This is a genomic window from Kribbella monticola (assembly GCF_003261635.1).
GTDB classification, from domain to species: Bacteria; Actinomycetota; Actinomycetes; order Propionibacteriales; family Kribbellaceae; genus Kribbella; species Kribbella monticola.
The window spans coordinates 179776-203976 of the sequence record NZ_QFXK01000038.1 but is presented as its reverse complement, the minus strand read 5'-3'; the positions used below and the strand labels follow the sequence as shown (position 1 = coordinate 203976).

General features: G+C 68.4%; 12 protein-coding genes and 1 pseudogene. 8 read left to right on the top strand and 5 right to left on the bottom strand.

The features are described 5' to 3' along the window. The first annotated feature begins 29 nt into the window (after nucleotides 1-29). Nucleotides 30-401: a cupin domain-containing protein gene (locus tag DIZ26_RS31120; protein ID WP_112248020.1), complete on the top strand. Its 372-nt coding sequence runs from the start codon at nucleotides 30-32 to the stop codon at nucleotides 399-401. Nucleotides 402-452: 51 nt separating this feature from the next. On the opposite strand, the gene aceB is transcribed toward DIZ26_RS31120, so the two are convergent. Genes aceB through DIZ26_RS31105 form a run of 3 tightly spaced genes read right to left on the bottom strand, consistent with a single transcriptional unit; the run spans nucleotide 453 to nucleotide 3497 of the window. Further along, nucleotides 453-2054, bottom strand: coding sequence for a malate synthase A (gene aceB / locus DIZ26_RS31115; RefSeq protein WP_456298638.1), 1602 nt, complete (start codon nucleotides 2052-2054; stop codon nucleotides 453-455). 25 nt (nucleotides 2055-2079) lie between these two features. Beyond that, nucleotides 2080-2943: an LLM class F420-dependent oxidoreductase gene (locus DIZ26_RS31110; protein WP_112248018.1), complete on the bottom strand. Its 864-nt coding sequence runs from the start codon at nucleotides 2941-2943 to the stop codon at nucleotides 2080-2082. After that, entirely contained in the window at nucleotides 2940-3497 is a 558-nt protein-coding gene (locus DIZ26_RS31105) for a TetR/AcrR family transcriptional regulator (protein WP_232828725.1), read from the bottom strand. The genes DIZ26_RS31110 and DIZ26_RS31105 overlap by 4 nt, the downstream gene beginning before the upstream one ends. Nucleotides 3498-3723: 226 nt before the next feature. Here DIZ26_RS31105 and DIZ26_RS31100 point away from each other — a divergent pair, with 226 nt between their 5' ends. The 3 genes from DIZ26_RS31100 to DIZ26_RS31090 all read left to right on the top strand — a co-directional run bounded on the left by DIZ26_RS31100 (nucleotide 3724) and on the right by DIZ26_RS31090 (nucleotide 8212). After that, nucleotides 3724-5757 carry a TolB family protein gene (locus DIZ26_RS31100; RefSeq protein ID WP_157979864.1) on the top strand — a complete coding sequence of 678 codons (2034 nt, stop codon included), beginning with the start codon at nucleotides 3724-3726 and terminating at the stop codon, nucleotides 5755-5757. Nucleotides 5758-5982: 225 nt separating this feature from the next. Next, nucleotides 5983-7026, top strand: a complete 1044-nt coding sequence (locus DIZ26_RS31095; RefSeq protein WP_112248012.1) for a glycosyltransferase family 2 protein — start codon at nucleotides 5983-5985, stop codon at nucleotides 7024-7026. Further along, nucleotides 7010-8212 carry a hypothetical protein gene (locus tag DIZ26_RS31090; RefSeq protein WP_232828732.1) on the top strand — a complete coding sequence of 401 codons (1203 nt, stop codon included), beginning with the start codon at nucleotides 7010-7012 and terminating at the stop codon, nucleotides 8210-8212. The genes DIZ26_RS31095 and DIZ26_RS31090 overlap by 17 nt, the downstream gene beginning before the upstream one ends. A gap of 2 nt (nucleotides 8213-8214) precedes the next feature. On the opposite strand, the gene DIZ26_RS31085 is transcribed toward DIZ26_RS31090, so the two are convergent. Further along, nucleotides 8215-9003, bottom strand: coding sequence for a S1 family peptidase (locus DIZ26_RS31085; protein ID WP_112248010.1), 789 nt, complete (start codon nucleotides 9001-9003; stop codon nucleotides 8215-8217). A gap of 118 nt (nucleotides 9004-9121) precedes the next feature. Here DIZ26_RS31085 and DIZ26_RS31080 point away from each other — a divergent pair, with 118 nt between their 5' ends. Continuing rightward, nucleotides 9122-9847, top strand: coding sequence for a GAF and ANTAR domain-containing protein (locus tag DIZ26_RS31080; protein WP_112248008.1), 726 nt, complete (start codon nucleotides 9122-9124; stop codon nucleotides 9845-9847). A 94-nt stretch (nucleotides 9848-9941) separates the two neighbouring features. After that, entirely contained in the window at nucleotides 9942-11954 is a 2013-nt protein-coding gene (locus tag DIZ26_RS31075; protein WP_112248006.1) for a DUF1906 domain-containing protein, read from the top strand. Between the two features lie 21 nt (nucleotides 11955-11975). On the opposite strand, the gene DIZ26_RS31070 is transcribed toward DIZ26_RS31075, so the two are convergent. Further along, complete coding sequence (locus DIZ26_RS31070) at nucleotides 11976-14111, bottom strand: bifunctional polysaccharide deacetylase/glycosyltransferase family 2 protein (RefSeq protein WP_232828724.1); 2136 nt, start codon at nucleotides 14109-14111, stop codon at nucleotides 11976-11978. Between the two features lie 81 nt (nucleotides 14112-14192). Between DIZ26_RS31070 and DIZ26_RS37620 the strand changes: the two genes are divergently transcribed. Further along, nucleotides 14193-14387 carry a hypothetical protein gene (locus tag DIZ26_RS37620; RefSeq protein ID WP_157979863.1) on the top strand — a complete coding sequence of 65 codons (195 nt, stop codon included), beginning with the start codon at nucleotides 14193-14195 and terminating at the stop codon, nucleotides 14385-14387. Nucleotides 14388-14747: 360 nt separating this feature from the next. After that, nucleotides 14748-24101, top strand: a pseudogene (locus DIZ26_RS31060) (calcium-binding protein); the annotation flags it as partial. Nucleotides 24102-24201 lie beyond the last annotated feature (100 nt).

Sequence of the window (24201 nt, the reverse complement as noted above, 5' to 3'; positions counted from 1 at the left end):
CGGTGAGGAGAAGGGCGCACACTGGGGGAATGAGTGAGCCTGTTCGTGTGATTCGCGAGGTGGAGCTGGTCGCATCGGATCCGACCAGCGGGATGCTGCGGAAGAAGGCGTTCGAGCTGCCGATCCTGTGGGCGGGGAGGGTCGAGACCCAGCCGGGCGCGATCTCGGGGTGGCACCATCACGACCGCAACGAGACGAGCCTGTACGTCGTGTCGGGCATTCTCCGGCTGGAGTTCGACGGCGGCGAGGAGTACTTGGACGCCGTCGCCGGCGACTTCATCCACGTACCGGCCTTCACCATCCATCGCGAGAGCAACCCCGGCGACGAGCCCTCCGTCGCCGTGATCGCCCGGGCCGGCGGCGGCATCCCCACCGTCAACGTCGAGAACTTCCCCCGCTGACCCAGCCGGCGTTGCTCTGGCCGGACCGGGCGCCACTGGCCGGGCCGGCGGTTAGGGGAAACGTTCGTAGGCGGGGAGGGTGAGGAAGTCGGGATAGTCGTCCGCAAGCGCCACTTCTAGGAAGGTTTCGCGGGCGGCGGTGAAGCGGGCGGGGTCGTCGCCGAGCTTGGCGATCTCCTCGTCGGCGATCTGGGTGACCAGGTCGGCGGTGACGACGGAGCCGGTGTCGAGCGTGACCTTGTTGTGCCGCCACTGCCAGATCTGCGAGCGGGAGATCTCCGCGGTGGCGGCGTCCTCCATCAGGTTGAAGATACCGACCGCGCCGGTGCCGTCGAGCCACGCCGCGAGGTACTGGATCGCCACGCTGACATTGCTTCGCAGCCCGGCCTCGGTGACCTCGCCAGGAGTCGAACCGACGTCCAGCAGTTGCTCGGCGGTGACGTGGACGTCCTCGCGAAGCTTGCCGAGCTGGTTCGGTTCGGAGCCGAGCACCTCGTCGAAGACGGCGCGACAAGTCTCGACCATGCCCGGGTGCGCCACCCACGAACCGTCGAATCCGTCGCCTGCCTCACGGCGCTTGTCGGCCTCCACCTTGGCGAAGGCCTGCTCGTTCACAGCCGGGTCCTTGCTCGGGATGAATGCCGCCATCCCGCCGATCGCGTGCGCCCCGCGCTTGTGGCAAGTTCGGACCAGCAGCTCGGTGTAGGCGCGCATGAACGGCACAGTCATGGTCACCGAGTTCCGATCGGGCAACTGGTACTGCGTGCCGCGGGTCCGGTATGTCTTGATCACGCTGAACATGAAGTCCCAGCGACCCGCGTTGAGCCCGGCGGAGTGCTCGCGAAGCTCGTACAGGATCTCTTCCATCTCGAACGCAGCCGGGTACGTCTCGATCAGGACGGTCGCCCGGATCGTGCCGCGCGGCATCCCGAGGAACTCCTGCGCCGCGACGAACACGTCGTTCCAGAGTCGCGCTTCGAGATGCGACTCCATCTTCGGCAGGTAGAAGTACGGGCCGAGGCCCCGGTCGAGCTGGAGCTGCCCGCAGGCGACGAGGTACAGCGCGAAGTCGACCAGGGAGCCTGACGTCCGCTGGCCGTCGACCAGCAGGTGCTTCTCCGGCAGGTGCCAGCCGCGCGGTCGGACGACGATCGTGGCGAGCTCGTCGTCGGGCCGCAGTTCGTACGACTTGCCCGCATCGGTGCTGAAGTCGATCTTGCGGGTCACCGCGTCGAGCAGGTTGAGCTGGCCGCCGATGACGTTCTCCCACAGCGGCGTGTTCGCGTCCTCCTGGTCGGCGAGCCAGACCTTCGCGCCGGCGTTGAGCGCGTTGATCGTCATCTTCCGGTCGGTCGGCCCGGTGATCTCGACCCGCCGGTCCACCAGCCCCGGCGCCGGCGGCGCGACCCGCCAATCGGGGTCGTCGCGCACTGCCGCGGTCTCGGGGAGGAAACCGAGCGTTTCCCCGGCGGCGATCGCGGCGACGCGCTCCCGGCGCTTCTCGAGCAGTTCCAGCCGCCGGCCGTCGAACTCCCGGTGCAGCCGCTCGATCAGCTCCAGCGCCTGCTCGGTCAAGATCTCGTCGTACCGCTCCAGCATCGGCCCGGCAATCTCGATCGCCACCTGGTCCTCCATCCGCGCGTAGTCGTCCACGCCACGCTACCCGCCACCCTGGTGCTCAGTCGGCCTGGAGGAGTGGGAGGACGTCGCGGAGTACGGCGGCGTGGTCTCCGGGGCTTTTCAGGCCCATGCCCATCGTGTTGATGCCGAGGTGGGTGGCGCCGAGCGAGCGCCAGCCTTCGGCGTACGACGCCCAGTCCTGCTCCGGGACGCGGCCGAGCGACAGGCGGGCCTCGAAGCCGATCTCGGCCGGATCGCGGCCCGCGGCGGCGGCGTACGCGCGGACGCATTCCAGTTGTTCGCGGGCCTCGTCGTCGGGTGCGTTCTGCGGCAGCCAGCCGTCGCCGATCTCGCCCGTCCGACGCAGGACGGCCTCGGCGGAGCCGCCGAACCAGATCGGGATCCGTCGCCCCGGCAGCGGATTGAGGCCCGTCTCCTCGATCTGGTGGAACGCGCCGTCGTACGAGATCACCGGCTCGGCCCAGAGCTTCCGAAGTACGTCGACCTGCTCGGTCAGCCGCTCGCCGCGCTGCGCGAACCGGACCCCCAGCGCCTGGTACTCGACCTGGTTCCAGCCGATCCCGACGCCGAGCCGAAGGCGGCCGCCGCTGAGTACGTCCACCTCGGCGGCCTGCTTCGCGACCAGCGCCGTCTGGCGTTGCGGGAGCACGAGTACGCCGGTCACCAGTTCGACCGTCGACGTGATCGCGGCCAGGTAGCCGAAGAGGACGAAAACCTCATGAAACAAGGACTTGTCGGTGTATCCGGTCCAGCCCGGCCGATGCTCGGGACTCGCGCCGAGCACGTGGTCGTAGGCGAGGATGTGGTTGTAGCCGGCGCTCTCGACGGTCTCGGCCCAGTGCCGGACGACCGCCGGATCCGCGCCGATCTCGAGCTGGGGGAGAATCGCGCCGATCTTCATTTCGCTCCCAGGAGGTCGATGAGTCCTTCGATCGCTTGGTCGAACGGTTCCTGCGAGTTCGCCGCGCGGGCGAGTACATAACCACCCTGCAGTACTGCGGCGATCGTGGCCGCCGTCTTCGCCGGGTCGAGGGTGGCCGGATACTCGTCGTTCTGCTTGCCCTCGGCAATGATCTCGGTCAGCCGCGAACGGACCCACTCGAACGTCTCGCCGACCGGCGCCCGGAGTACAGGATCCGCCATCACGTCGGGGTCGGAGGTGAGCCGGCCCATCCGGCAGCCTTTGAGTACGTCGCGATCGCGGCGGAGATACCGGGTGATCCGCTCGGTCGCGCTACCGCCACCGGCGAACTGCTCCTCGGCGGCGCCCCGAAGCTCAGCCCCCGACCGCTCGATCGCCGCCTTCGCGAGCTCCGCCTTCCCGCTGAAGTGGTGATACATACTCCCCTGCCCGGCATCAGCAGCCACCTGAATCGCCTTCGGACTGGTCCCGACGTACCCACGCTCCCAGAGCAATTCCTGCGCACTACGAATCAACCGCTCAACGGTCTCCACCCGCCCACTGTACCCACCTGTAGGTACAACGAGGTGCGTCCAGCCCGCTTCGCGACTCTCCAGCCGGGCGAGCATTCGTGAGCCCGGCATAGTCGTTGTTCCGGGATTGCTGCACGGGTGTAACGAAAGGGCCTGGGGCAACGATAGGTCGGTGAGGCGCGCGAGGGCGGGTCCGGAACCTGCTGGGGGAACTGTGCGGTCGTTGGCGCGTTCGATGGTGCCGGTGGTGCTGGGAGCGATTGTCCTAGGAGCAGGACTGCCCGCGCAGGCGGTGACGGACGCAGTGCCGTCTGTGCCGCTGGCGGTTAAGGTGATCGGGACGTTCACCGGCGTCGAGCTGCGGTGGCAGCCGCCGGCCGACGCTGACGGTCTCACCGGGTACCTGGTCCACCGGACGGTGAACGGGACCGAAACGACCTATCCGACCTGGGGCAGCTGGACCGGTGACGAGATCGGCTGGACGCAGAGCGAGCGGATCGCGGGCGCGGCGTACTCGGTCTCCGCGACCAGTGCCGACGGCGAGGGTCCGGTCAGTTCGCCGATCACGCCCGTGCCGACCACCGAAGCGATCGGCCTGACCAACACGGTCCCGGTCGAGGGCGGCAACTACCGCACGTACGCCGGGCAGGTGGCGGTCCAGGGCGGCACCCAGGTGGTCCCGCTAGCCGCCGACGGTCCGACGCACGTGATCGGTTCCGAGATCGCGACCTCGCCCGACGGCAAAGAGATCGTCTTCGCCAAGGGCCAGGAGAGCCTATGGCGCGTCCGGACCGACGTACCGGGTGCGACGCCGGTCCAGCTGGTCAGTGGATCCACGGGCATCTACCGGATGGCCTGGTCGCCGGACGGCACCCGGATCGTCTACGAGCGGCTGCAACCGGACAGCAGCTCGTGCCTCGACATGGTCGCTGCCACCGGTGGAACCCCGGTCCGCATCGGGTGCCACCTGCTGATGCCGACCTGGCTGCCGGACAGCCAGACCATCATCGCGAAGGACCAGTTCCAGGGTCTGCTGCAACGCGTCCAGGCGCGGGCCAACGGTGCCGTCCTGAGCAGCATCGCCGGGACCGAGCAGAGCGCCTTCCCGACCGTCTCGCCAGACGGGCGCTGGATCGGCTACGCCAGTGGCAACGCTGCGGCGGTCATACCCGTCGGCGGCGGTACGCCGAAGCTCGGCGCGAGCGAGGGGCAGGCCCTGGCCTCGATCGCCTGGTCGCCGGACGGCACGAAGCTGCTGGTGAATCGCAGCTTCGCGTTCGCCGGCAACGTGCTCCAGGTCCTCCCGGTCGACGCGGCCGGTCAGCCGGGCGCCGCGGCCAATGTGTTCCAGCGCCCGTCGGACGAGCATCTCGGCACTGCCGTCTGGCAGGGACCGCGGGTTGCGATCAAGCCGACCGCGACCGTGAACGGCCCGAACCTGAGCATCCCGTTCGACACCGCCGGGATGGCGACGCCGCTGGCCGTGACCTGCCAGCTCGACAGCGCACCGGCCATGGCCTGCATCTCACCGTACACGAAGACGGGCGTGCCGAGCGGGACGCACGTCTTCCAGGTCAAGGCGGTTGAGCCGGGCGGCCGAACGACAGTCGCCGTCCGGTCTCTCAACGTCGACGCGGTCGCACCGACGGTCGCGTTCACCTCGGGCGCTTTCGAGCTCACCAAGGCCGCCTCGGTCACCCTCTCGTACGGCGCGACGGACTCCAGCGGCATCGGCTCGTACGACGTGCGCTACCGGTCCGCGACGTACCTCACGAACTTCGGCGGCTACGTCACCGCGGCGTCCGCCACCAAGGCCACGTCGATCACCCTGAACGTTGCTGCAGGTAATGAGTACTGCGTGTCGGTCCGGGCCCGCGACGTCTTCGGCACGGTGTCGGGGTGGACCGCCGAGCGGTGCTTCTCGCGGCCGATGGACGACCGGGCGCTGATCGCCTCGGCGGGCTGGAGTCGTGGCGCGAACGCCGTCTACTACCTCGGCACCGTGACCAGCAGCAGGGTCAGCGGTGCCTCGCTGACCCGGACCGTGCAGGCGAAGCGGCTGTTCCTGGTCGCGACCCGCTGCCAGACCTGCGGGAGCCTGCAGGTGTACTACGGCGGCAAGTCGGTCGGCACGGTCAATCTCAACAACGCGACCACGCAGTACCAGGCCGTCATCGCGCTGCCGACGCCGGCCACCTTCCTGTCGGGCACGGTCCAGCTCACTGTCCGCAGCCCTTACATGTCACACCAGATCGACGGGTTGGCGGTCCGCCGCACCTGATCAGGTCCGCCACGACGTTTGCGCAGGAGGTGTGAGCCTCTTGGACACTGCGATCGACTGCGCCACGAGCGGGAAGGTGGAGACGCCTGCAGGTTGATCTACCCGTAGGCAGGGGAGGGCGTGGACCTGTACCGGTCGACGCCTACCCGGGTCGCCGACCTGAGGAGAGCCGCAATCGGGTGGCGAATGGATGTGGGTGGGGGTGCGGGGCTAGGGTCGGGCGGCATGAGTATCAGTGTCGCGGTTGCCGTGATTACGTTCAGGCGGCCTGAGTTGCTGAAGGGGCTGTTGGAGAGTCTGCAGGCGCAGGAGCTTCCGGCGGACAGCGACTACGCGGTACGGATCGTCGTAGTGGACAACGACGCCGAGGGGTCTGCTCGTGAGGTGATCGAGGCGGCCCGGGGGAAGTACCCGATCGAGACGGCGATCGAGCCGGAGCCGGGGATTCCGTTTGCTCGGGAGAAGTCGGTTCAGCTGGCCTGGGACGACGACGCGCTGATCTTCGTGGACGACGACGAGGTCGCGCCGCCCGGGTGGCTCGCGACCCTGCTCGCAGCGTGGGAGAAGACGCGGGCGGATGTGGTGACCGGTCCGGTTCAGGGCATCCTGCCGCCCGACGCACCCGCCTGGAACCGCTACAGCGACGTTCACTCGTCGATGGGCAAGCACGCGACCGGCGACCTTCTGAACAAGGCCTACACGAACAACACTCTCGTCGCCCAGCACGTCTACCACTCGATCACGCCGGCCTTCCATCCGGCTTTTCGCTACACCGGTTCGAGCGACCTGCACTTCTTCCTCCGCGTCCACCAGGCCGGCTACCGGATCGTGTGGTGCGAAGAGGCGCGGATCCAGGAAGATGTGCCGGCCTCGCGGACGACGTTGCGCTGGTTGTTCCGGCGCGCGTTCCGTTCCGGCAGCGGCGACACGATCAGCCGGCTGCTCATCCGGCCCGGCGCCGCCAGTTACGCGAAGGTGCTGGCCTATGCTCTGGCGCGGATCGCCTCGGCCTTCGGCTACGGCCTCGGCGGTCTGGTCACCTTCCGGAAGACCTATCTGCTGAAGGCCGTCCGCCGGTTCTTCTCGGGCATCGGCAGCCTCGCGGGCATAGTTGGGATCAACCATGACGAGTACCGGGAACGGCACCGACCAGACGGTGGCGACGCTGTGCCAGGCGATCTGGCAGGTGGAGCGGGAACTGGACCTGCTGACCTGGCGGATCCAGAAGGCGCACCCGTGGCCGATCATCCGGATGCGCGTCTTCCATGAGCTGACCAAGCGCACCGGCATCCACGGCGAACCGCACCCGGTACGCCGTACGCGCGCCGACGAGCTCCGGCTGATCGGCAAGCACGTCACCGGCCTGGCGATGCGCAACCCCTTCCTGGCGGGCGGATCCGCCGACTCGCTGGTGGTTCCGCATCCGCGCAAACCCGGCGGCGTCGAGATCTACACCGACCGGCTGCGGACCCTGCTCGGCTCGTCGGCGCTCGTGCTGGATTCGGGGGTCAACGGGATGCCGCTGCCACGCAGTACGAATCTCGACTTCTTCACGTCGGCGGCCGGGGCGGTGCGCAGCCGGATCGTGGACGAGCGGAGCCAGAAGGTCGCGGACGCCCTGGAAGCGCTGACCGGCGTCAAGGTGCCGATCGCCGCCCTGGTCGCCCGCGAGGTGCCGAAACATCTGCGCCTGCGTGCGCTCTATCGCTCGTTGCTGAAACGTCGCGGGATCAAGACCGTGTACGTCGTGGTCGCCTACTTCCACCAGCACATCGTCGGCGCGGCCCGGGATCTCGGCATCCGGGTGGTCGAGTTGCAGCACGGGGCGATCTCGCCGTTCCATCTCGGGTACAGCTATCCCGGGCGACCGGTGGTCGCGGACCAGCCGGACGAACTGTGGTGCTTCGGTTCGTACTGGACGGACGTGGCGGAGTTGCCTGCTGGGATGACGACGGCGGTTGCGGGTGCGCCTTTCATCGAGCCGTTGCCGGATGCCGGGCGCGCGGCCAAGGAGCCGCAGCGCGTGGTTTTCCTGTCCCAGGGGACGATCGGACCGAAGCTGTTCGAGTTCGCCGGGTCATTGGCGGACGCGCGGCCGGAGTACGAGATCGTGTTCCGGCTGCATCCGAGTGAGCACGCGTCCGACTACTCGGCGCGCAGCGGAGTACGCATTTCATCGGGGCGGGACGAATCGACGTTGGCCTTGCTCGCGTCCGCGGGCTACCAGGTCGGCGTGGCGACGACGGCGTTGTTCGAGGGCATGGTGCTCGGCTGTCGCACTGTGGTCGCGCAACTGCCGGGTCACGAGTACCTGCTCCGGGTCGTCGAGCGCGGTGACGCAGTACTGGCCGACTCGCCGGCTGCGCTCGCCGATCTGTTGCCCTCAGCCCCTATCTGCGAGGACAGCAGCAGTTACTACGCCCCCGACAACCTCGCTGCTCTGGTCAAGGGCTGACGCTACTTGTCGAGCTGGGCCTGCAAGGTCTTGGCATTCGGGGCGATTTCGGCGTAGACGCCCGGATAGCCCGGTTCGGCGCACCCCTTGCCCCACGAGACGGTGGCGAGGAGGCGGCCCTTGAGGACGAGCGGACCGCCCGAGTCGCCCTGACAGGAGTCGCCGGTGCCGTCGAGATAGCCGGCGCAGACGTTGGCGCTCGCGGCGTACCCGTACCCGACGTACTCCTTGTTCGCCAGACACGTCGCGTCGCCGAGATCGGGGACCGCGAGCTTCTGGAGTGTGTCGTCGGGCCCGGTGTCGTTGGTGTCGCCCCAGCCGTAGACGGTCGGGACGACGCCCTTGCGGTCGGCCTTCGGGTTCGTCTCCAACCGGATCACCGGTACGCCGGTCAGCGGGCGGGCCAGGGTGAGGATCGCGAAGTCGTTGCGGTTGTTCGCCCGGGTGTAGCCGGGATGGATCCAGATGCGGGTGATCCTGGCAGTCTTGCCGGTGCTGTCGTCGCGCAGGTCGGCACGGCCCTGTACTGCGGTGTAGGTGGCGGCGGGCCTCGTCATGCAGTGCGCCGCCGTGATGAGTTTGTTCGCTCGGACCAGGACAGCCCCGCACCACCGGCCGGTCGGCGCCGGTCCGGCGGAGTTCGTCAGGGCGACCGCCCACGGCGCCTCGCTGGTGCTTGCCAGGGTGCCGCCGATGATCAGCGGTTGATCCTCGGTCGCCGGTGTTGCCGAGGCAGTTGCCGCCGTGGCGAGGACCAGTACGCCCGCGATCGCCGCGGCCCGAATCAGCATGGTTCGAACCTACTCCACGTGGTCGCGCGATCGCGGTAGGTCGTAGATCAAAGGAACGTCGCCAGGTGATTCATACTGGGTGTCACCTGGGGGCGGGCAGATGTGTGGAGGGGACAAGATGATCGAATCCGAGGCAGTCCGGTCGGTGAAGCCGCTGCACCTGGAGGTCGCCGAGGCGATGTCCGAGGTGGCGGCCTCGTTACAGGCCCCGATGGACCTGGACGAAACACTGGCACTGATCACCCGGAGCGCCGCCGACACGATTCCCGGCATCGTCGAGGCGAGCATCTCGATCACCACCCGCAGCGGCGAGATCAAGACCCTGGCGCCGACCGGCCCGCTGGTGCAGCGCGCCGACTTCCTGCAGTACGAACTGGGCGAGGGTCCCTGCCTGGACGCCGCGCTGGAGCAGCCGGTGGTCGTGGTCGACGACCTCGCCAACGACGAGCGCTGGCCGGATTTCGGCCCGAAGGCGGCCGCGCTCGGCTTCGGTTCGCAGGTCGCGTTCCAGTTCGAGGCCACCGCCCCGAACACGCGCGGCGCACTCAATCTGTACGCCGGTGAGCCGCACGCGATCGGCCACGACTCGATCCAGCTGGGCAGCATGTTCGCCGGCCAGATCGCCGTGGCGCTCGGCTGGGCCCGGCAGGACCAGACGATGAACGAGGCGCTGGCCACCCGGAACGTGATCGGGCAGGCCGTCGGCATCGTGATGGAGCGCTACCGGATGGATTCGGACCGCGCCTTCGCCTTCCTGGTCCGGCTGTCCCAGAGCAGCAACACCAAGCTCCGCCAGATCGCCGACGCCCTTGTTGCCCAGGTCAACGAGAACGCGGAGCGGTAGCCCCGCTGTCATAAGTAGCAATACTCAGGCGCCTCTCGGAGCTTCTCTGTAATACTCGCGGTCGGCCCGCTTAGCCGCTGTGAGGAGCTTCGTTGTGAGGTTGTGGAAATTCGCTTTGCCTGTTGTGGTTCTGGCGGCTGGGGTGACCCCTGCTCAGGGGGTCAGCGACCAGACCGTCTCGTACCACGGATACCAGGTCACCGTGCCGGCCAGTTGGCCGGTGGTCGACCTGACGAAGGACCCGACCGCCTGCGTGCGGTACGACCGCCCGGCGGTCTATCTGGGCAGCAGTACCGCGCAAGCCAGTTGCCCGGCGCACCTGGTCGGCCGCAGTGAAGGAATCGTGCTCGCACCTCTCAATAAGGCCGCGCGCTCCACCGACGGCGAGCTGCAGGTAGCAGCGCCGGACGCCGGCGTACTGGTCACCGCGTACTACGCGCCTGGCGGCGAGCAGGCCGCCCGCAACGTCCTCAGCACCGGCCGAGTGACGTCGAAGTCCGCAGGGATCGCGCAGCCGAAAGCTCAGGCGGCAACGCCTTCGGTCGTCGCCACCGGCACCCTGAACGGCCAGGCCTTCGACGCGTGCTCGGCGCCGAGCCAGACCGCGATGAACGCCTGGGACAGCTCGCCGTACAAGGCCATTGGCATCTACATCAGTGGTGACCTGCGTGCCTGCGGTCAGGCGAACCTCACTCCGGCCTGGGTGACTGCCAACCAGGCCAGGTGGCAGTTCCTGCTGGTCGACCTCGGTAAGCAGGCGCCCTGCAGCAACTACCGGAGCAAGATGTCCGCTGATCCGGCCACTGCGCGTGCCGAGGGACGCACCGCCGCCACCAACGCCATCACCAGCGCGGCGGCACTCGGCTTTGCGCAGCGCAGCGCGATCTACTCCGACATCGAGGGCTACACGTCGACTGCGGCGTGCAAGGCTGCCGTGCTGTCGTACCTGAGTGGCTGGACCACCGAACTCAACAGTCGCGGTTACGTCGCCGGTGCCTACGTCAGCGCTGCGTCAGGTGCAGTTGACCTGGCAAGCGCCTACAACAGCACGGCTTACACGCGCCCGGACAACCTCTGGTTCGCTCGCTACAGCACCCCGCCCGTCAATGACACGTCCGACAAGTCCATCCCGGCGACGTACTGGGCCAACCATCAGCGGGTTCACCAATACGTGGGCGGGCATGACGAGACCTACGGCGGTGTGAAGATCAACGTCGACACCAACGTTGTCGATCTCACTGCGCCGCCGCTGGCTCTCTCCAGCTTTACCGGTACTGGTGCTGCGGGGTCTGCGACTCTTCGGTGGACTGTGCCGGCTGGTACGACGCTCGGGCAGGTCGTCGTACGCCGCAATGTCGGTACGACGCCGCCTCCGCTGCCGAACGTCGGTACCGCGGTCTACGCAGGCACTGCTGCTTCTGCGACGGCCACCGGTCTGGGCAATGCCACCAGCCAGGCTTTTCGGGCCTGGGTGAAGGACAGCACCGGGAAGTTCGGGCCCGGGATCGATCTGCGGCTGACCGGAACCAGCTCGACCGTTGCCTCCAGTTCCTCGTCGATCCCGTACACCTCGTCGGCGACCCTCTACAGCCGCGTGACCAGGGTGGACACGAAGGCGGGCGTAGCCGGCGTACCGATGACCCTGTACGCCCGGCCGAAGAACGGCACCACCTTCGCCGCAGTCGTCACGACCACGTCCAGCTCCACCGGTTCGGTCAGTGCGGTGGTGAAGCCGACCGTGTCGACGGTCTACGTGTGGGGTTACAACGGCTCCTCGACGCTCTTGGGCTCTAGGAGTGCCTACTACACCGTGGAGGTCCGTCCGACGATCACTGCCTACGTCACTTCAGCAGCGATCAAGCTCGGCGCAACTACGTCGTTCTATGGGTACCTGCGCCCGCAGCACCCCGGCACGACCGTGTACCTGCAGCGGCAGAGCGGCACGACCTGGCCGACGGTCGGGACGACCAAGCTGAACACGACCGGCAACTACGCGTTCAGCATCAAGCCGGGCGCGCGCGGCAGCTTCAACTACCGGGCAGTCTGGACGGCCGACGCCGACCACGCCACGACAGTCAGCGCGACGAAGACCGTCACCGTCAGCTGAGCAGGATCAAGCTGAGCAGGATCAAGGAGTAGCGCCGGCAGACCTCGGTGGAACGCCGAGGCTGCCGTAGCGCTCCATCCGCTGCCAGCGAAGCCGCGAGCCTGCCAACGCGGTGAAGACCGACTGGATGACGACGAGGTACATGAGTTGCCGGTAGACGAACTGCTGGAGCGGCAGGCTCCACAGCGGTCCGTACCTCTCGCCGTCCAGCCGGAACGCGTAGACCCCCATGGCGAACTGCAGCGCCAGGAAGCCCGCCCAGATCAGGCCGACGCGGACCGGATCGAGGAAGACGAGTCCGTAGACGGCGAACACGTCGACCACCGGGGCCAGCAGCGGCAGCAGGACCTGGAAGAGCAGTAGGTAGGTCAGCCCGCGGCGACCGAGCTTGCCGGCCTGGCCGCTCTGCACCCACGCGCCGCGGTGCTTCCACATCGCCTGCAGAGTGCCGTAGCACCAGCGGTACCGCTGTCGCCACAGAGCACCCAGCGAGGCCGGTGCTTCCGTCCAGGCCCGTGCGCGCTCCTCGTAGACCACTCGCCAGCCGTCTCGGCACAGCGCCATCGTGAGGTCGGTGTCCTCGGCGAGAGTGACGTCGCTCAGGCCGCCGATCCGCTCGAGCGCGCTGCGCCGGAACCCACCGACAGCACCCGGCACGGTCGGCATGCACTCGGCCAGGTCGAACAGCCGCCGGTCGAGGTTGAAGCCGACGACGTACTCGATGTGCTGCCATCGGCCCAGCAGACCGCTGCGGTTGGCCACCTTCGCGTTGCCGGACACCGCGCCCACCGACGGATCGGCGAACGGTTGCACCAGCATCCGGACCGCGTCGGGCTCGAAGACCGTGTCGCCGTCCACCATCACCACGAGCTCGTACGACGCGGCCTGCAAGCCGGTGTTCAGCGCAGCCGGCTTCCCCGCGTTCGCCTGCCGGATGACCCGTACGCCTGGGAGGCCGAGCGACTCGACCAGGTCCGCCGTACCGTCCGACGAACCGTCGTCGACCACGATCACTTCGACCGGATGGTCGGAGGCGACCAGCGACCGGACGGCGGCCTCGATCCCCGCGCTCTCGTTGTAGGCGGGCACGATGACGGTGACCGGTTCCGTCACGGGATCGCCCCAGGACCAGTACCGCTCGCGCGCGTGGCGCCGGGCGGCGACCACGGTGGTGAGCGCCCGCAGCACGCTCAACCCGCCTGCGGCGTACAGCAGCCAGGTGATCACGGTGAGCGCGTCGTCGCTCAACCGCATCGCCTCGATCACGGCCAGTCCGCGGCCGCGCTCGATCCGGCTCGCGGAGTGGACCGGCTGCGGCAGGCCGACGGCGTCGCTGACGGTGGCGAACTTGAAACCGCGAGCCTTCAGGGTCGGGATCAGCTTCTGCAACGCGGCCAGGGTCTGGCTGCGGTCGCCGCCCGCGTCGTGCATCAGCAGGACCTGACCGGCGGTGCCGCGTGGGGTCGCGTTCGCGATCACCTTGGCTGTGCCGGGCCGGCGCCAGTCCTCGCTGTCCTGCGTGGTCAGCACGGTCAGGTACCCCGAGTCGCGGGCCTGCTTGATCGACGCCCAGTCCGCGTTGGTCAGCGCATCGGGCTCGGACGAGTACGGCGGCCGGAACAACGGCGTACTGACTCCCGTCGCGCCGGCCAGGATCAGCTGGCTCTGCCGCATCTCCAGCGACCGACGCCAGCCCGGTACCGTGCTGAGATTCGCGTGCGTGAAGGTGTGCACGCCGATTTGGTGGCCCTCGGCAACGATTCTCCGGGCGAGCTCCGGATGGGCCGCGACCTCGGCGCCGACGACGAAGAACGTCGCCCGCACGTGCTGGGCCCGGAGCAGGTCGAGCACCTTCGGGGTCCAGACCGGATCCGGCCCGTCGTCGAAGGTGATCGCGATCGTCCGGTCCTTCGGCCGCACGGACCGGACGGCCTTGCTGCCGGCGTCGATCACCGGCCCACCGTCAGAAATGGCGGCCGGTACTGCGTTGTGCGGGCCCTCGGCGACTGTTGCGCCGTCGGGAGTCGTGCCGTACAGGTGATGGGTGTAGCCGTTCAGGAGCAGCGCGCCGGACAGGCAGACGAGCAGGACGGTGAGGATCAGCCAATGGGTCCGGAGCGGGACCTGGCGGGCTCGGCGCGCGACCCGGCGGCTCACGGCTTGGACGGCGACTTGGTGCGTCCGGGCGGCGCTGTCGGCTTACCGTGCCTGGGCGTCGTCGTGGGTGGCCCGGGAGTGATGGTGGGAGTGCTGCTGGTCGGCGTCGGTTCGGTGACCGACGGTGTCGCGGTCGGCTGCGTGGTGGTGGCCGCGGAGGTCGGACGGTCAGCGGACCTCGGCGTGGTGGTCGGTTCTGTCGTCCGGGTCGTCTCGCCAGGCTTCGGCGTGGTCGTCGTCTTGGGAGCCGAGGGCGTCACCCGGGTCTCCGGCTGATGTTTCCCGGCTTCGGGCAACGGGATCAAAGGTGTGTCGACCCGCGGGCCGCCCAGCAGACTGCTGACCAGCAGGACGACGTACCCGGCGGCCGGGACCGCCAGCCACGCTCCGGTACGGCGAATCCTGCGCTGACGACGCCCGGTCGAGTCGACGAATACCGGACTACCGGCGGAGGGCAACTTCACAAACGCGGGATCCTACCGGCTTACTGCTGGGTCAGGCAGTGCGTGAAGTGAAGCGCACCTGAGGTATTGCCATGACTACACACTGTCGCCTATCTTTCCAGCAGCGGCGGGGGGTCGCCCATCGCGCGACCGTGGGGGACGCGCGGGCCTGGTGCCGCGGGGGTGGGCTCTGATGGGTCTGTTGCGCTTGGCATCGTCGCGTCTTGTTTCAGTTGCTGTCGCCATCAGTCTGCTGGTCGGCATGCTCGTCCACACGACCCAGCCGGCCCGCGCGGCCGACGACGGGGTGGACGATCTGCTCGGCTTGCTGGGCGTCGGCGGCGCACCGGACAGCCTGGCGGCCTGGACCTCGGGGCTGCCCGCGGTCGACAAGCTGAAGGAACCGTTGCCGCTGGTCGGCGCGAGTCCCGGCGGCCTGCTCGGGCTGAACGACCTGTTCAAGAAGGCCGTCACGGACGAGTTGCAGTCCGCCACCGACTTCGGTGACCTCGCGGTCGACAAGGCCATCACGATCGACGGCGGCCGCAGCGGCCATCTCAAGACCACGGTGAGTGATCTCGGCGCGGGTAAGAAGCTCGACATCGTCGTCACCGTCGACAAGTCCGTCACCGGTCAGGACCTGCGCCTGACCAGCGCGTCGCCGAAGGTCGAGCTGGCCGTCTCGGACGGTGTCACTGTCAGCCTGAAATCGCGGTTCGCGCTCAGCGTGGTCTGGACCGGCACCGGCGACGACAAGGTCTACCTGGTGCACTCCGCCACGACGCCGCGGCTCGACGTCGACACGCACGCCGGGATCGACAACGCGACCGCGAAGGCCGCCATCGGCATCCTCGGGGTCTCCCTGACCGGCTCCTCGCTCGACCTCGACGCGCACTTCGTCGGCACGGTGAGCGACCCGGACAACGACGGCAAGCTCTTCTTCAGCGGCAACGGCGAGCTGGCCCAGCCGGGTTCGCTCGACGGCCTGGTCACCGTCGGTCTCGACCCTGAGGGCTCGCAGCCGATCGACGCCACCGACGCCGGTTCGCGCGGTTCGGTGCACGCGACCTTCCAGCTCGGCGCGGCCGCGGCCGGCATCCCGGCCGCGCTGCCAAGCGACATCAGCGCCACCGTGCAGGTCGACTGGAACGACATCGGCACCGGTACGCCGGTGGTCTCCGCACCTGATCTGGCCGCGACCGTCGGCCGCTTCCAGAACATGAGCCTGCAGGATCTCGCCGAAGGGCTCGCCCAGGTCGTGGCGACGCTGACCGCGATCCAGAAGGCGAAGTACGACCCGGATCAGGGTGGCCCGTTGCCGACGATCGGCGACCTGAACCTGCCGTTCATGAAGGGCAGTCTGGCCGACGCGATCCAGGTCAACGAAGTACTCAAGTCGTTCCTGGCCGCGAACACGGTGCCCGGTCCCGGGCAACCCGGGTTCCAGCCCGGCATCACCGATCCTGCCCAGGCAGGGAAGCCGACCTTCACCTCGCTGCAGGACCTGCTGAAGAAGCTCGACGACGCTTCGGACATCTCACTCGGCAACCTGGTCTGGGACGTGGCGACGAGCAAGCTCGCGCTGACGCTGAGCATGACTAAGGCCGCTCCGAACGCGCCGGTGGACCTCGATCCGGTCAGTGTCGAGGCATCCGGGCCGACGGCGTCCTACGGCGCGAAGACGTTGACTGTCGCGGGTGCCGGCTGGGCGCCGAACCAGTGGATCGGCCGGCGGGTCGTCGCCGGTACGTCGGCCGGTGAGGTGGCGAGTAACGACGCCAGCACGATCACGCTGAAGGCCGACTGGGCTGGTGGCCAGCCGGCCGCCAACTCGCCGTACGTGATTGCGGGTGCGGAGCCGCACGTCGGTGCGGTCACCTTCGCCGACCGGATCGACTCCGGCGGGCACGGCATCCTCAACGCCAACGCCGACCAGACGTTCGCGAAGGTGAAGCCGTCGTTCACGGCGTCGGTGACGCTCGTGCTCGACCTGCAGGACCCGAAGACCGGGGCAGCCTGCAACGGGTTCCTCGGTAGCACCCAGGCCTGCCCGTTCACCCAGCACAACGGCCCGCTCGACATCGTCGTACCGGCGCTGCCGCTGAATACCGACCGGGTGATGATCCGCACAGGTGGCTCGTTGTTCGCGGCCGACTTCCCGATCGACACTGCGGTCGACCTGACCGCGAACGCCGGTTTCTTCAAGGTGCACCTGACCGGCCAGTTGAAGGTCTGCAACTCAGAACTCGGCGACACCTGCGCGGCCGGTACGCCGTCGAGCCACATGCTCTCCGTCGGACTGAAGCAGCAGGGCGACGCGCAGCACGACCTGCGGCTGTCCGAGCTGTTCAAGCAACTGGTGGACGCTCCGCAGAACCTGCTCGACATCGACGCGAACGTGCGCGCGTACGGCGACCTGACGGTGGCCGTTCCCGACGCGGCGCAGTTCCTTCCGGCGGGCGCGTCGACGAAGTTCACGGCCAAGTGGGGTGACCTCACCGACCCGGGGACGGTCTCGCTGGACACGAGCGACCTCTCCGAGATCTTCCAGCTCGACTTCGATGCGAACGATCCGAAGGCCCTGTTCACAGCGCTGATCAAAACCCTGCAGACCCTGTCGAAGCAGCTCGCGGAATCCAACCCGAGCGCCGGTGGCGGCGTCTTCGACAAGGACATCCCCGGCCTCGGCAAGTCGTTGCGTGACCTCCTGGTCAGTGATGAGTCGAACGCCGGCACCGGGGTCAGCTACGGCGCGAACACCGTCGTCGACACGACCCGTGCCGACGGCAACCTGTTCACCCAGGCGCTGGTCGGCCGGTCGATCGTGGTGGGCACGCAGGTCGGCATCATCCAGGCGGTCTCGCCGGACGGCAAGACCCTGACACTGACCAAGGCGTGGGAATCCGCGCCCGCCCCCGGTACGGCGTACATGATGCGCTCGGCGCTGGACGACGTCGTCGACCAGTTGCTCGCGAACACCCCGGACAACATCCAGGACGCGGTCAAGCTGCTGAACGGCGCGCTCGGCACCGACAGCGTGAAGTTCCGCTACCTGGAGAAGGACGGCAAGCCGAACCTGGTCCTCGATGTGGACTGGAAGCGCGACTACCGGGCGGCCGCGCCGATCAAGCTGTCGCTGGGCAACCTCAACGGCAGCGACCAGACCTTCGCCGGCGCGCAGGCGACCGGTCTCGCGCAGGTGGACGTGAACGGCCGGATCAAGGTCGGCCTGGTCATCCCGCTGGCGCCCGGAGCCGGTCCCGCCGACGGCGCGGCGCTGAAGGTGCTGGAGGACTCCTCGATCAGCGTCGGAGCCAAGGCGACGCTCGAGAACGGCGTAGTACAAGGCGTTGTCGGGCCGCTGTCGATTGCCCTGGGCAACCCGACCGCGGGGGCGCCGGCTGCCGAGAAGGCGCAGGCGAAGGCCGATCTGAGTATCGCGCTGGCCAAGTCCGGCGCGGCCGCGGACACCCCCGTCTCCTTCAGCGACTTCATCGGCGCCGTCGGAGTGAACTTCAACGCCACCAACGGCACGGTCAGCTGCGGTGAGACCCTCGATACGCCGTTGATGGTCTGCGGCAGCCTGCCGATCTACCTCAACAACTCCGGCGCCGACAACGGCTGGGTGCCGATCGGGCAGATCGCCCTGCGGGTGCCGGACTCGACGAGCCCGGCCGACCTGGCCGATCTCGACGACAACCTGCCCGCGCCCGACGCGGCCAAGAAGGAGCTCGAACTCCCGGCCGATCTCGGTCAGCGGCTGACCGACGCGCTGCTCGACTTCAAGAACTTCGGCGACGGGCTGGAGGGCTACCTGACGGCCGTCGAGCAGGCGTTCCGGACCGCGAGCTTCCAGGGCAAGCTGCCGTTGGTCGGCGACGACCTGCAGCAGGGCGCCGACTTCATCGGTGACCTGCGGACGAAGCTGCGCAGCTCGATCTGGAACGAGCTGCCCGGTGGCGGCCGGCCGGCGAACTCGAAGGAGTTCAAGGACTTCATCAACACGAAGCTGGCGGCCGCGCTGGCCGAGGTGAAGATCGCCGCGACCGAGGTGAAGGTGGACTTCGACTGCACCGCGACTCTGGCGAAGGCTGCCGCGCCGACGGTCAAGGAGAATCCGGCCGACGTCGGCACCGCGACGTACGAGTACAAGATCGTCGCCTATCAAGGCACCGGCGACGGCACAACGGATGACACGGTGCCCAGCGATCCAGGTCAGACCGCCAAGGGTGCCACCACGTTGGACGGCACGAACTTCAACCACGTGACCTGGGCCTCGGTGCCGAACGCGACCGGCTACAAGGTACTGCGTAAGGCTCCTGGCGACTCCGCTTTCAAGCTGGTCAAGAAGGTCGGCAACGCCCTGGTCTACGACGACAAGGGTGCCGACACGGCCGCCGACTACACGGCGGCGACCGTCGAGCCGGATCTCGAGGTCTGCGGTATCAACGACATCGCCGGCGTCTTCCTCGAGTTCACCGCCCAGCGCGGCAAGGTGAGTTCGGCCAACGGCTGCGAGAACACCGGTGCCGCCAAGCCCTGCTTCCACACCAACCTGCCGCTCGACATCGGCATTCCGGGTCTGGCTCTGCGGCAGGGCAAGGACGGGACGGACGGCATCACCGCCGACGCCGGTTTCGCGCTGCACTTCAAGCTCGGGCTGACCAAGGCCGACGGCTTCTTCGTCAACACCCATGACGGCTGGGGGCCGGACCACAAGGCGATGGCCGAACTGCAGGTCGGGCTGGCGTTCGACCTGCCGGACACCATGGTCGCCGAGCTCGCGTTCATCAAGATCAACGTGGACAAGGCAACCGGCGCCGGCCACGACGCTTCCAAGCCCTTGTTCGCGGGCGCTTTCCAGCTCGATCTGAAGGCTCCCGGCGACGCGAGCTGCTTCAAGGGCGACGAAGCGGCCTGTACGCCGAACGAGAACGCGAAGCTCAAGTTCGCCGATCTCGGCAACGCCGGCGACCTGTTCGGGATCTCGCTGACCGGTGCCTTCACCCTCGACTGGATCGTCGAGGCGCAGGTGGACTCCGCCTTCCCAGGTGTCCGGGCCAACTTCCAGCTCAAGTGGGCCTTCGACAACCAGGCGCCACAGGCCGCGGGAGCGCCGTACATCGCCTTCAAGGATGTGGGAATCAGCGCGGGCAGCTTCTTCGAGGGCCTGCTCGGGGACGTGGTCAAGGAGATGAAGCGGGTCACCGGGCCGCTGCAGCCGGTGATGGACACCCTCTACGCGCCGATCCCGGTGCTGTCCGACCTGAGCCGGATGGCCGGCGGGGACGACGTCACCTTGATGACGCTGGCCAAGTCGTTCAACACGCTGGCCGGCGGACCGAAGCTCGACTTCGTCGACACGATCAAGTCGGTGATCGAGTTCATCAACCGGCTGCCAACCTGCAGTCCGGATGCGGACAACGACTGTTACGTACCACTCGGCGACTTCGAGATCGCCGGTGACAAGGCGCTCGACACCAGCAACTCGCCGACCACCGCGGACAAGATGTACAAGACGGTGAACGCGAAGTCCGGCACCGAGGTGAAGAGCAACCTCAACAGCAAGAACGAGAACCCGGCGGCGGGTGACAACCCGATCTTCGGTGGTACCGGGCTGGCGCCGGCCGAGGGTGACGCCGAGAAGTCCGGCTTCACGTTCCCGATCCTCGAGCAGCCGGCGAAGGCGTTCAACCTGCTGATGGGTGGCGACGTCACGCTGGTCGAGTTCGACTCCGGTCCGCTCACGCTCGGGTTCAGCTGGCGGCAGGCCTTCGGCCCGGTGTACGCGCCGCCGCCGGTGTTCGTCACGCTGGCCGGCTCGGCGTCGGTCAGCCTGCGGATCGCCGCCGGCCTGGACACGTACGGCATCCGCAAGGCGGTCGAGGCAGCCCAGAACGGCGCCCCGGTCGACGCCGTCGACGTACTGGACGGTCTGTTCTTCAAGACCGTCGACGACGCCGGTACGCCGATCCCGGTGGTCCAGTTGACCGGTGAGATCGCGGCCGGAGCGGCGGTCAGCGCGGTGATCATCACGGTCGGCATCGAAGGCGGGTTGCGGCTCACCATCGGGTTCTACTGGAACGACCCGAACGACGACGGCAAGTTCCGGGTCAGCGAGTTCCTGCACGCCGCGCTGAACAACCCACTGTGCCTGTTCACGGTCAGCGGTCGGCTGTCGCTGTTCCTGCGGGTCTACATCACCATCGGAGTCAGCATCTTCTCGGTGTCGTTCAGCTTCACGCTGGCCGACGTGACCCTGCTCGACTTCTCGGTGAAACCGGACTGTGAACCGCCACCACCGAAACTCGGCGGCACCGTCGGTGACACCGTGGTCGTGTACGCCGGCAAGTACGGCAAGGACGCCCAGCGCGGCGCGCCCTGGGGCAACGACGCCGCCTCGGTGGAGAAGGACACCGTCAAGGTCGTCTCGCTGCACTACGCACAGAAGCCCGGTGACGCGGCCGGAACCAACGGCGACTTCGACGGCTTCGCGGTGGAGATGCTCGGCGAGCGCCGCGAGTACCTCGATCCGAACCTCAAGCGGGTGGTGGTCGACGGCGAGGGCTACGCCAAGCCGATGAACATCACCTTCATCGGTGACGGCAAGAAGACCACCGACGACAACGCCGGCAAGACCCCGGCTGTCTACGACAAGGACGCCGTGGTGATCGGCGGCACCCAGGCCGACGTGATCACCACCGGTCGTGGACTCTCGTACGTCGACGGTCGCGGCGGTGACGACATCATCGTCACCGGCGACACCGGTGGGGCCGCGTCGAAGGCAACCGTCGCCGGCGGACCGGGCAAGGACACCATCACCGTCGGCAACGGCGACGACCTGGTGGCCGGTGACGCCTCGCTCGGCTCGGCCCGCAAGAACCGTCAGGTCAAGCACAACGCCCAGGACGGGAACGGCACCGCGGATCTGACCTCGGTGTTCGACTGGGAGTCGATCGCGGATCCGACCACGCAGGCCGAAGGACCCACCCCGGGCGACGACACGATCGGGCTCGGGCTCGGCGCCAACAAGGCCCGGGGCAACGCAGGTGACGACAAGATCGGGGTCGCCGCGGACCAGCCGGACGGGACGCTGAAGGCCGGCGTCGACACGATCGTCGGTGACAACGGGAACGACCGGATCACCGGCGGTTCCAACGCCGACCGGATCTTCACCGCCGCCGAGAATGAGTTCGGCGTCGACGAAGCGGGTCCGGACGATGTCGCTGCCGACGCGAGTGTCGCGACCAACACCGTGGACACGGGCACCGGCAACGACCAGGTCTGGGGCAGCAACGGGATCGAGACCGTCACCAGTCACTCACTGGGCGACCAGGGCGCGACGATCCGCGGTGGCGGCCGCAACGACGTCCTGACCGGCGGATACGGCACGGACGCGGTGTACGGCGGACCAGGTGACGACTACGTGATCGCCGAACCGGCCGCGGTCGGTCCGGTGGCAGGGTCCGACGTGGTCGGCGGAGTCAACTTCGGTCCGTTGCGCTCGGTCGACAAGCAGCCGCTGCCGGCCGGCGTACCGTCGAACGCGAAGACGCTGGTCGGTGGACTGGGCAACGACCACCTCGTGGGTGGCGACGGTCCGGCGACGATGTTCGGTGACCAGCGGATCGACGGCGAGAAGTGCGCGGCGGGTACGCCGGTCACCTCCGATCCGGTGGCGGGGAGCACCTCTGCCGGAACCGGGGACGGCAACGACCGCATCCTCGGTGGCGCCGGCGTCGACACCGTCTCGGCGGGTGGCGCGGACGACCTCGCTGAGCTTGCCGGAGGCAACGACCTTGCCTGCGGCCAGCAGGGCAAGGACACCCTGCGGGGCGGCGGTGACGCCGATCGGCTCTGGGGTGGCAGCGAGACCGACGTCCTGTACGGCGATGCCGGGCTCGACCAGGTGTTCGGCAACTCCGGCGACGACGTGGCCTACGGCGGCACCGAGGCGGATGTTGTCGAGGGCAACAACGGCAAGGACTGGATCACCGGCGGGGCAGGGAACGACCTGGTCTACGGCGGTACCCGGGCCGCAGGCCGGACCGATAACGGCGAGGACGACCTGTACGGCGACACCGGCAACGACCGGTTGATCGGTGACAACGGCACGGTGGACGACCCGGCGAGCACGGCCGACGCGGACGCGATCCCGTTCGACCTCGACGGTGCGACCGCGGCAGCCGGCGCGGGTGACCGCATCCACGGTGGCGACGGCGACGACACGGCGTACGGCGGGCTGGGGTCCGATCAGGTGAACGGGGATGGTGACAACGACCATCTGGAAGGCAACAACGCCGCGGACGTTGTCCATGGCAACGATGGTGAGGACGCGATCGCGGGTGGCTCGTTCCAGCAGGCGACCGTGGGAGTAGGCAGGCCAGACACCGGTGACGTGTTGTTCGGTGACGCAGGTCCTGACCTGATCGCCGGCGACAACGCGGTGCTCGGGCTGACCACCGATCCGGCGGCGACCACGCCGGTGACGAGGCAGCGCGGGTTCGCGGCCGGTCATACGGTGACGCTGCTCGACCTCGGTCCGACCCCGGCGGCGAACACTTCCGGCAACGACCAGATGTCAGGTGGCGACGGCAAGGACGTGCTCTACGGCCAAGGCGGCGAGGACCGTGCCAAGGGCGACGGAGACGACGACTACGTCGAGGGCGGTCAGGCAAGCGACTGGGTCGAGGGCGACCTGGCCGACGACGACCTGGTCGGCGGTAGCTCAACTGTGTTGTCCGGGACCGGCGACGCCACAGCCGGTCAGCCCGACACCGCCGACGCGATCTTCGGTGGCCCGGGCGACGACGTGGTGGCCGGCGACAACGGTCAGGTACGGCGACCGTCCGCGGGCCAGACACCGACCAGGGCGACTGTCCGGCTCGGCAGCCAGGCCGGAACGTCGATGGCGACCCGGATCGTCGACCGGTACGACCTGGGCGCGAACAAGCTCGTGGCCGGGCCGGCCGACAGGTTCGGCGCTGACCGGCTGTCCGGCGGCGAGGGAGTGGACACGATCTGGGGTCAGGACGGTGCCGACTTCGTCTCCGGCGGAGCAGGCGCCGACTACCTCGAGGGCAACGGCGGAGCGGACGTACTGCGAGGCGACCTCTCGCTGACGGCCGACTCGCCCCTGACCACGATCACCCCGCTGGCCGACCCGGGCTGGCCCGGGTCGCCGAGCGCGGCCGCGCTGCTCGAAGGCGCGACCGGCCCGGACGGCCAGGACGACCTGATCGGCGGCAGCTCGGCCAAGGGCTTCCGGGACACCGGTGACACGATCGAGGCCAACGGCGCCGACGACGTCGTACTGGGTGACAACGGCTCGTTGATCCGGACGGTGACCGGTGCGGCTGGTGCGCAGTCCGAGCGGGTCTACGCGGATCGGTACCCGAACGGCACTCCGCCGGCCGGGGCGACCGTCGCCCGCACCCACGACCCGGATCTCGGCGATCCGAGTACCCGGTTCTGCACCGAGGCGCAGGCGACCTGTGAGGTGGCCGGTGCGTTCGGCAACGACACCCTCTACGGGCAGGCCGGCGACGACGGCATCTGGGGCCAGGACGGCAACGACACCATCCTCGGCGGCCAGGACGACGACGACCTGTACGGCGAGCTCGGTGACGACAGCGTGTCCGGCGAGG

What these genes read in the sequence shown, in the direction of transcription:
- DIZ26_RS31110 (WP_112248018.1), bottom strand. Translation starts at nt 2,943, where the DNA reads ATGAAGATCGGCGCGATTCTCCCCCAGCTCGAGATCGGCGCGGATCCG.
- DIZ26_RS31080 (WP_112248008.1), top strand. Translation starts at nt 9,122, where the DNA reads ATGATCGAATCCGAGGCAGTCCGGTCGGTGAAGCCGCTGCACCTGGAG.
- DIZ26_RS31120 (WP_112248020.1), top strand. Translation starts at nt 30, where the DNA reads ATGAGTGAGCCTGTTCGTGTGATTCGCGAGGTGGAGCTGGTCGCATCG.
- DIZ26_RS37620 (WP_157979863.1), top strand. Translation starts at nt 14,193, where the DNA reads ATGGTGGGAGTGCTGCTGGTCGGCGTCGGTTCGGTGACCGACGGTGTC.
- DIZ26_RS31095 (WP_112248012.1), top strand. Translation starts at nt 5,983, where the DNA reads ATGAGTATCAGTGTCGCGGTTGCCGTGATTACGTTCAGGCGGCCTGAG.
- DIZ26_RS31090 (WP_232828732.1), top strand. Translation starts at nt 7,010, where the DNA reads ATGCGCGTCTTCCATGAGCTGACCAAGCGCACCGGCATCCACGGCGAA.
- DIZ26_RS31085 (WP_112248010.1), bottom strand. Translation starts at nt 9,003, where the DNA reads ATGCTGATTCGGGCCGCGGCGATCGCGGGCGTACTGGTCCTCGCCACG.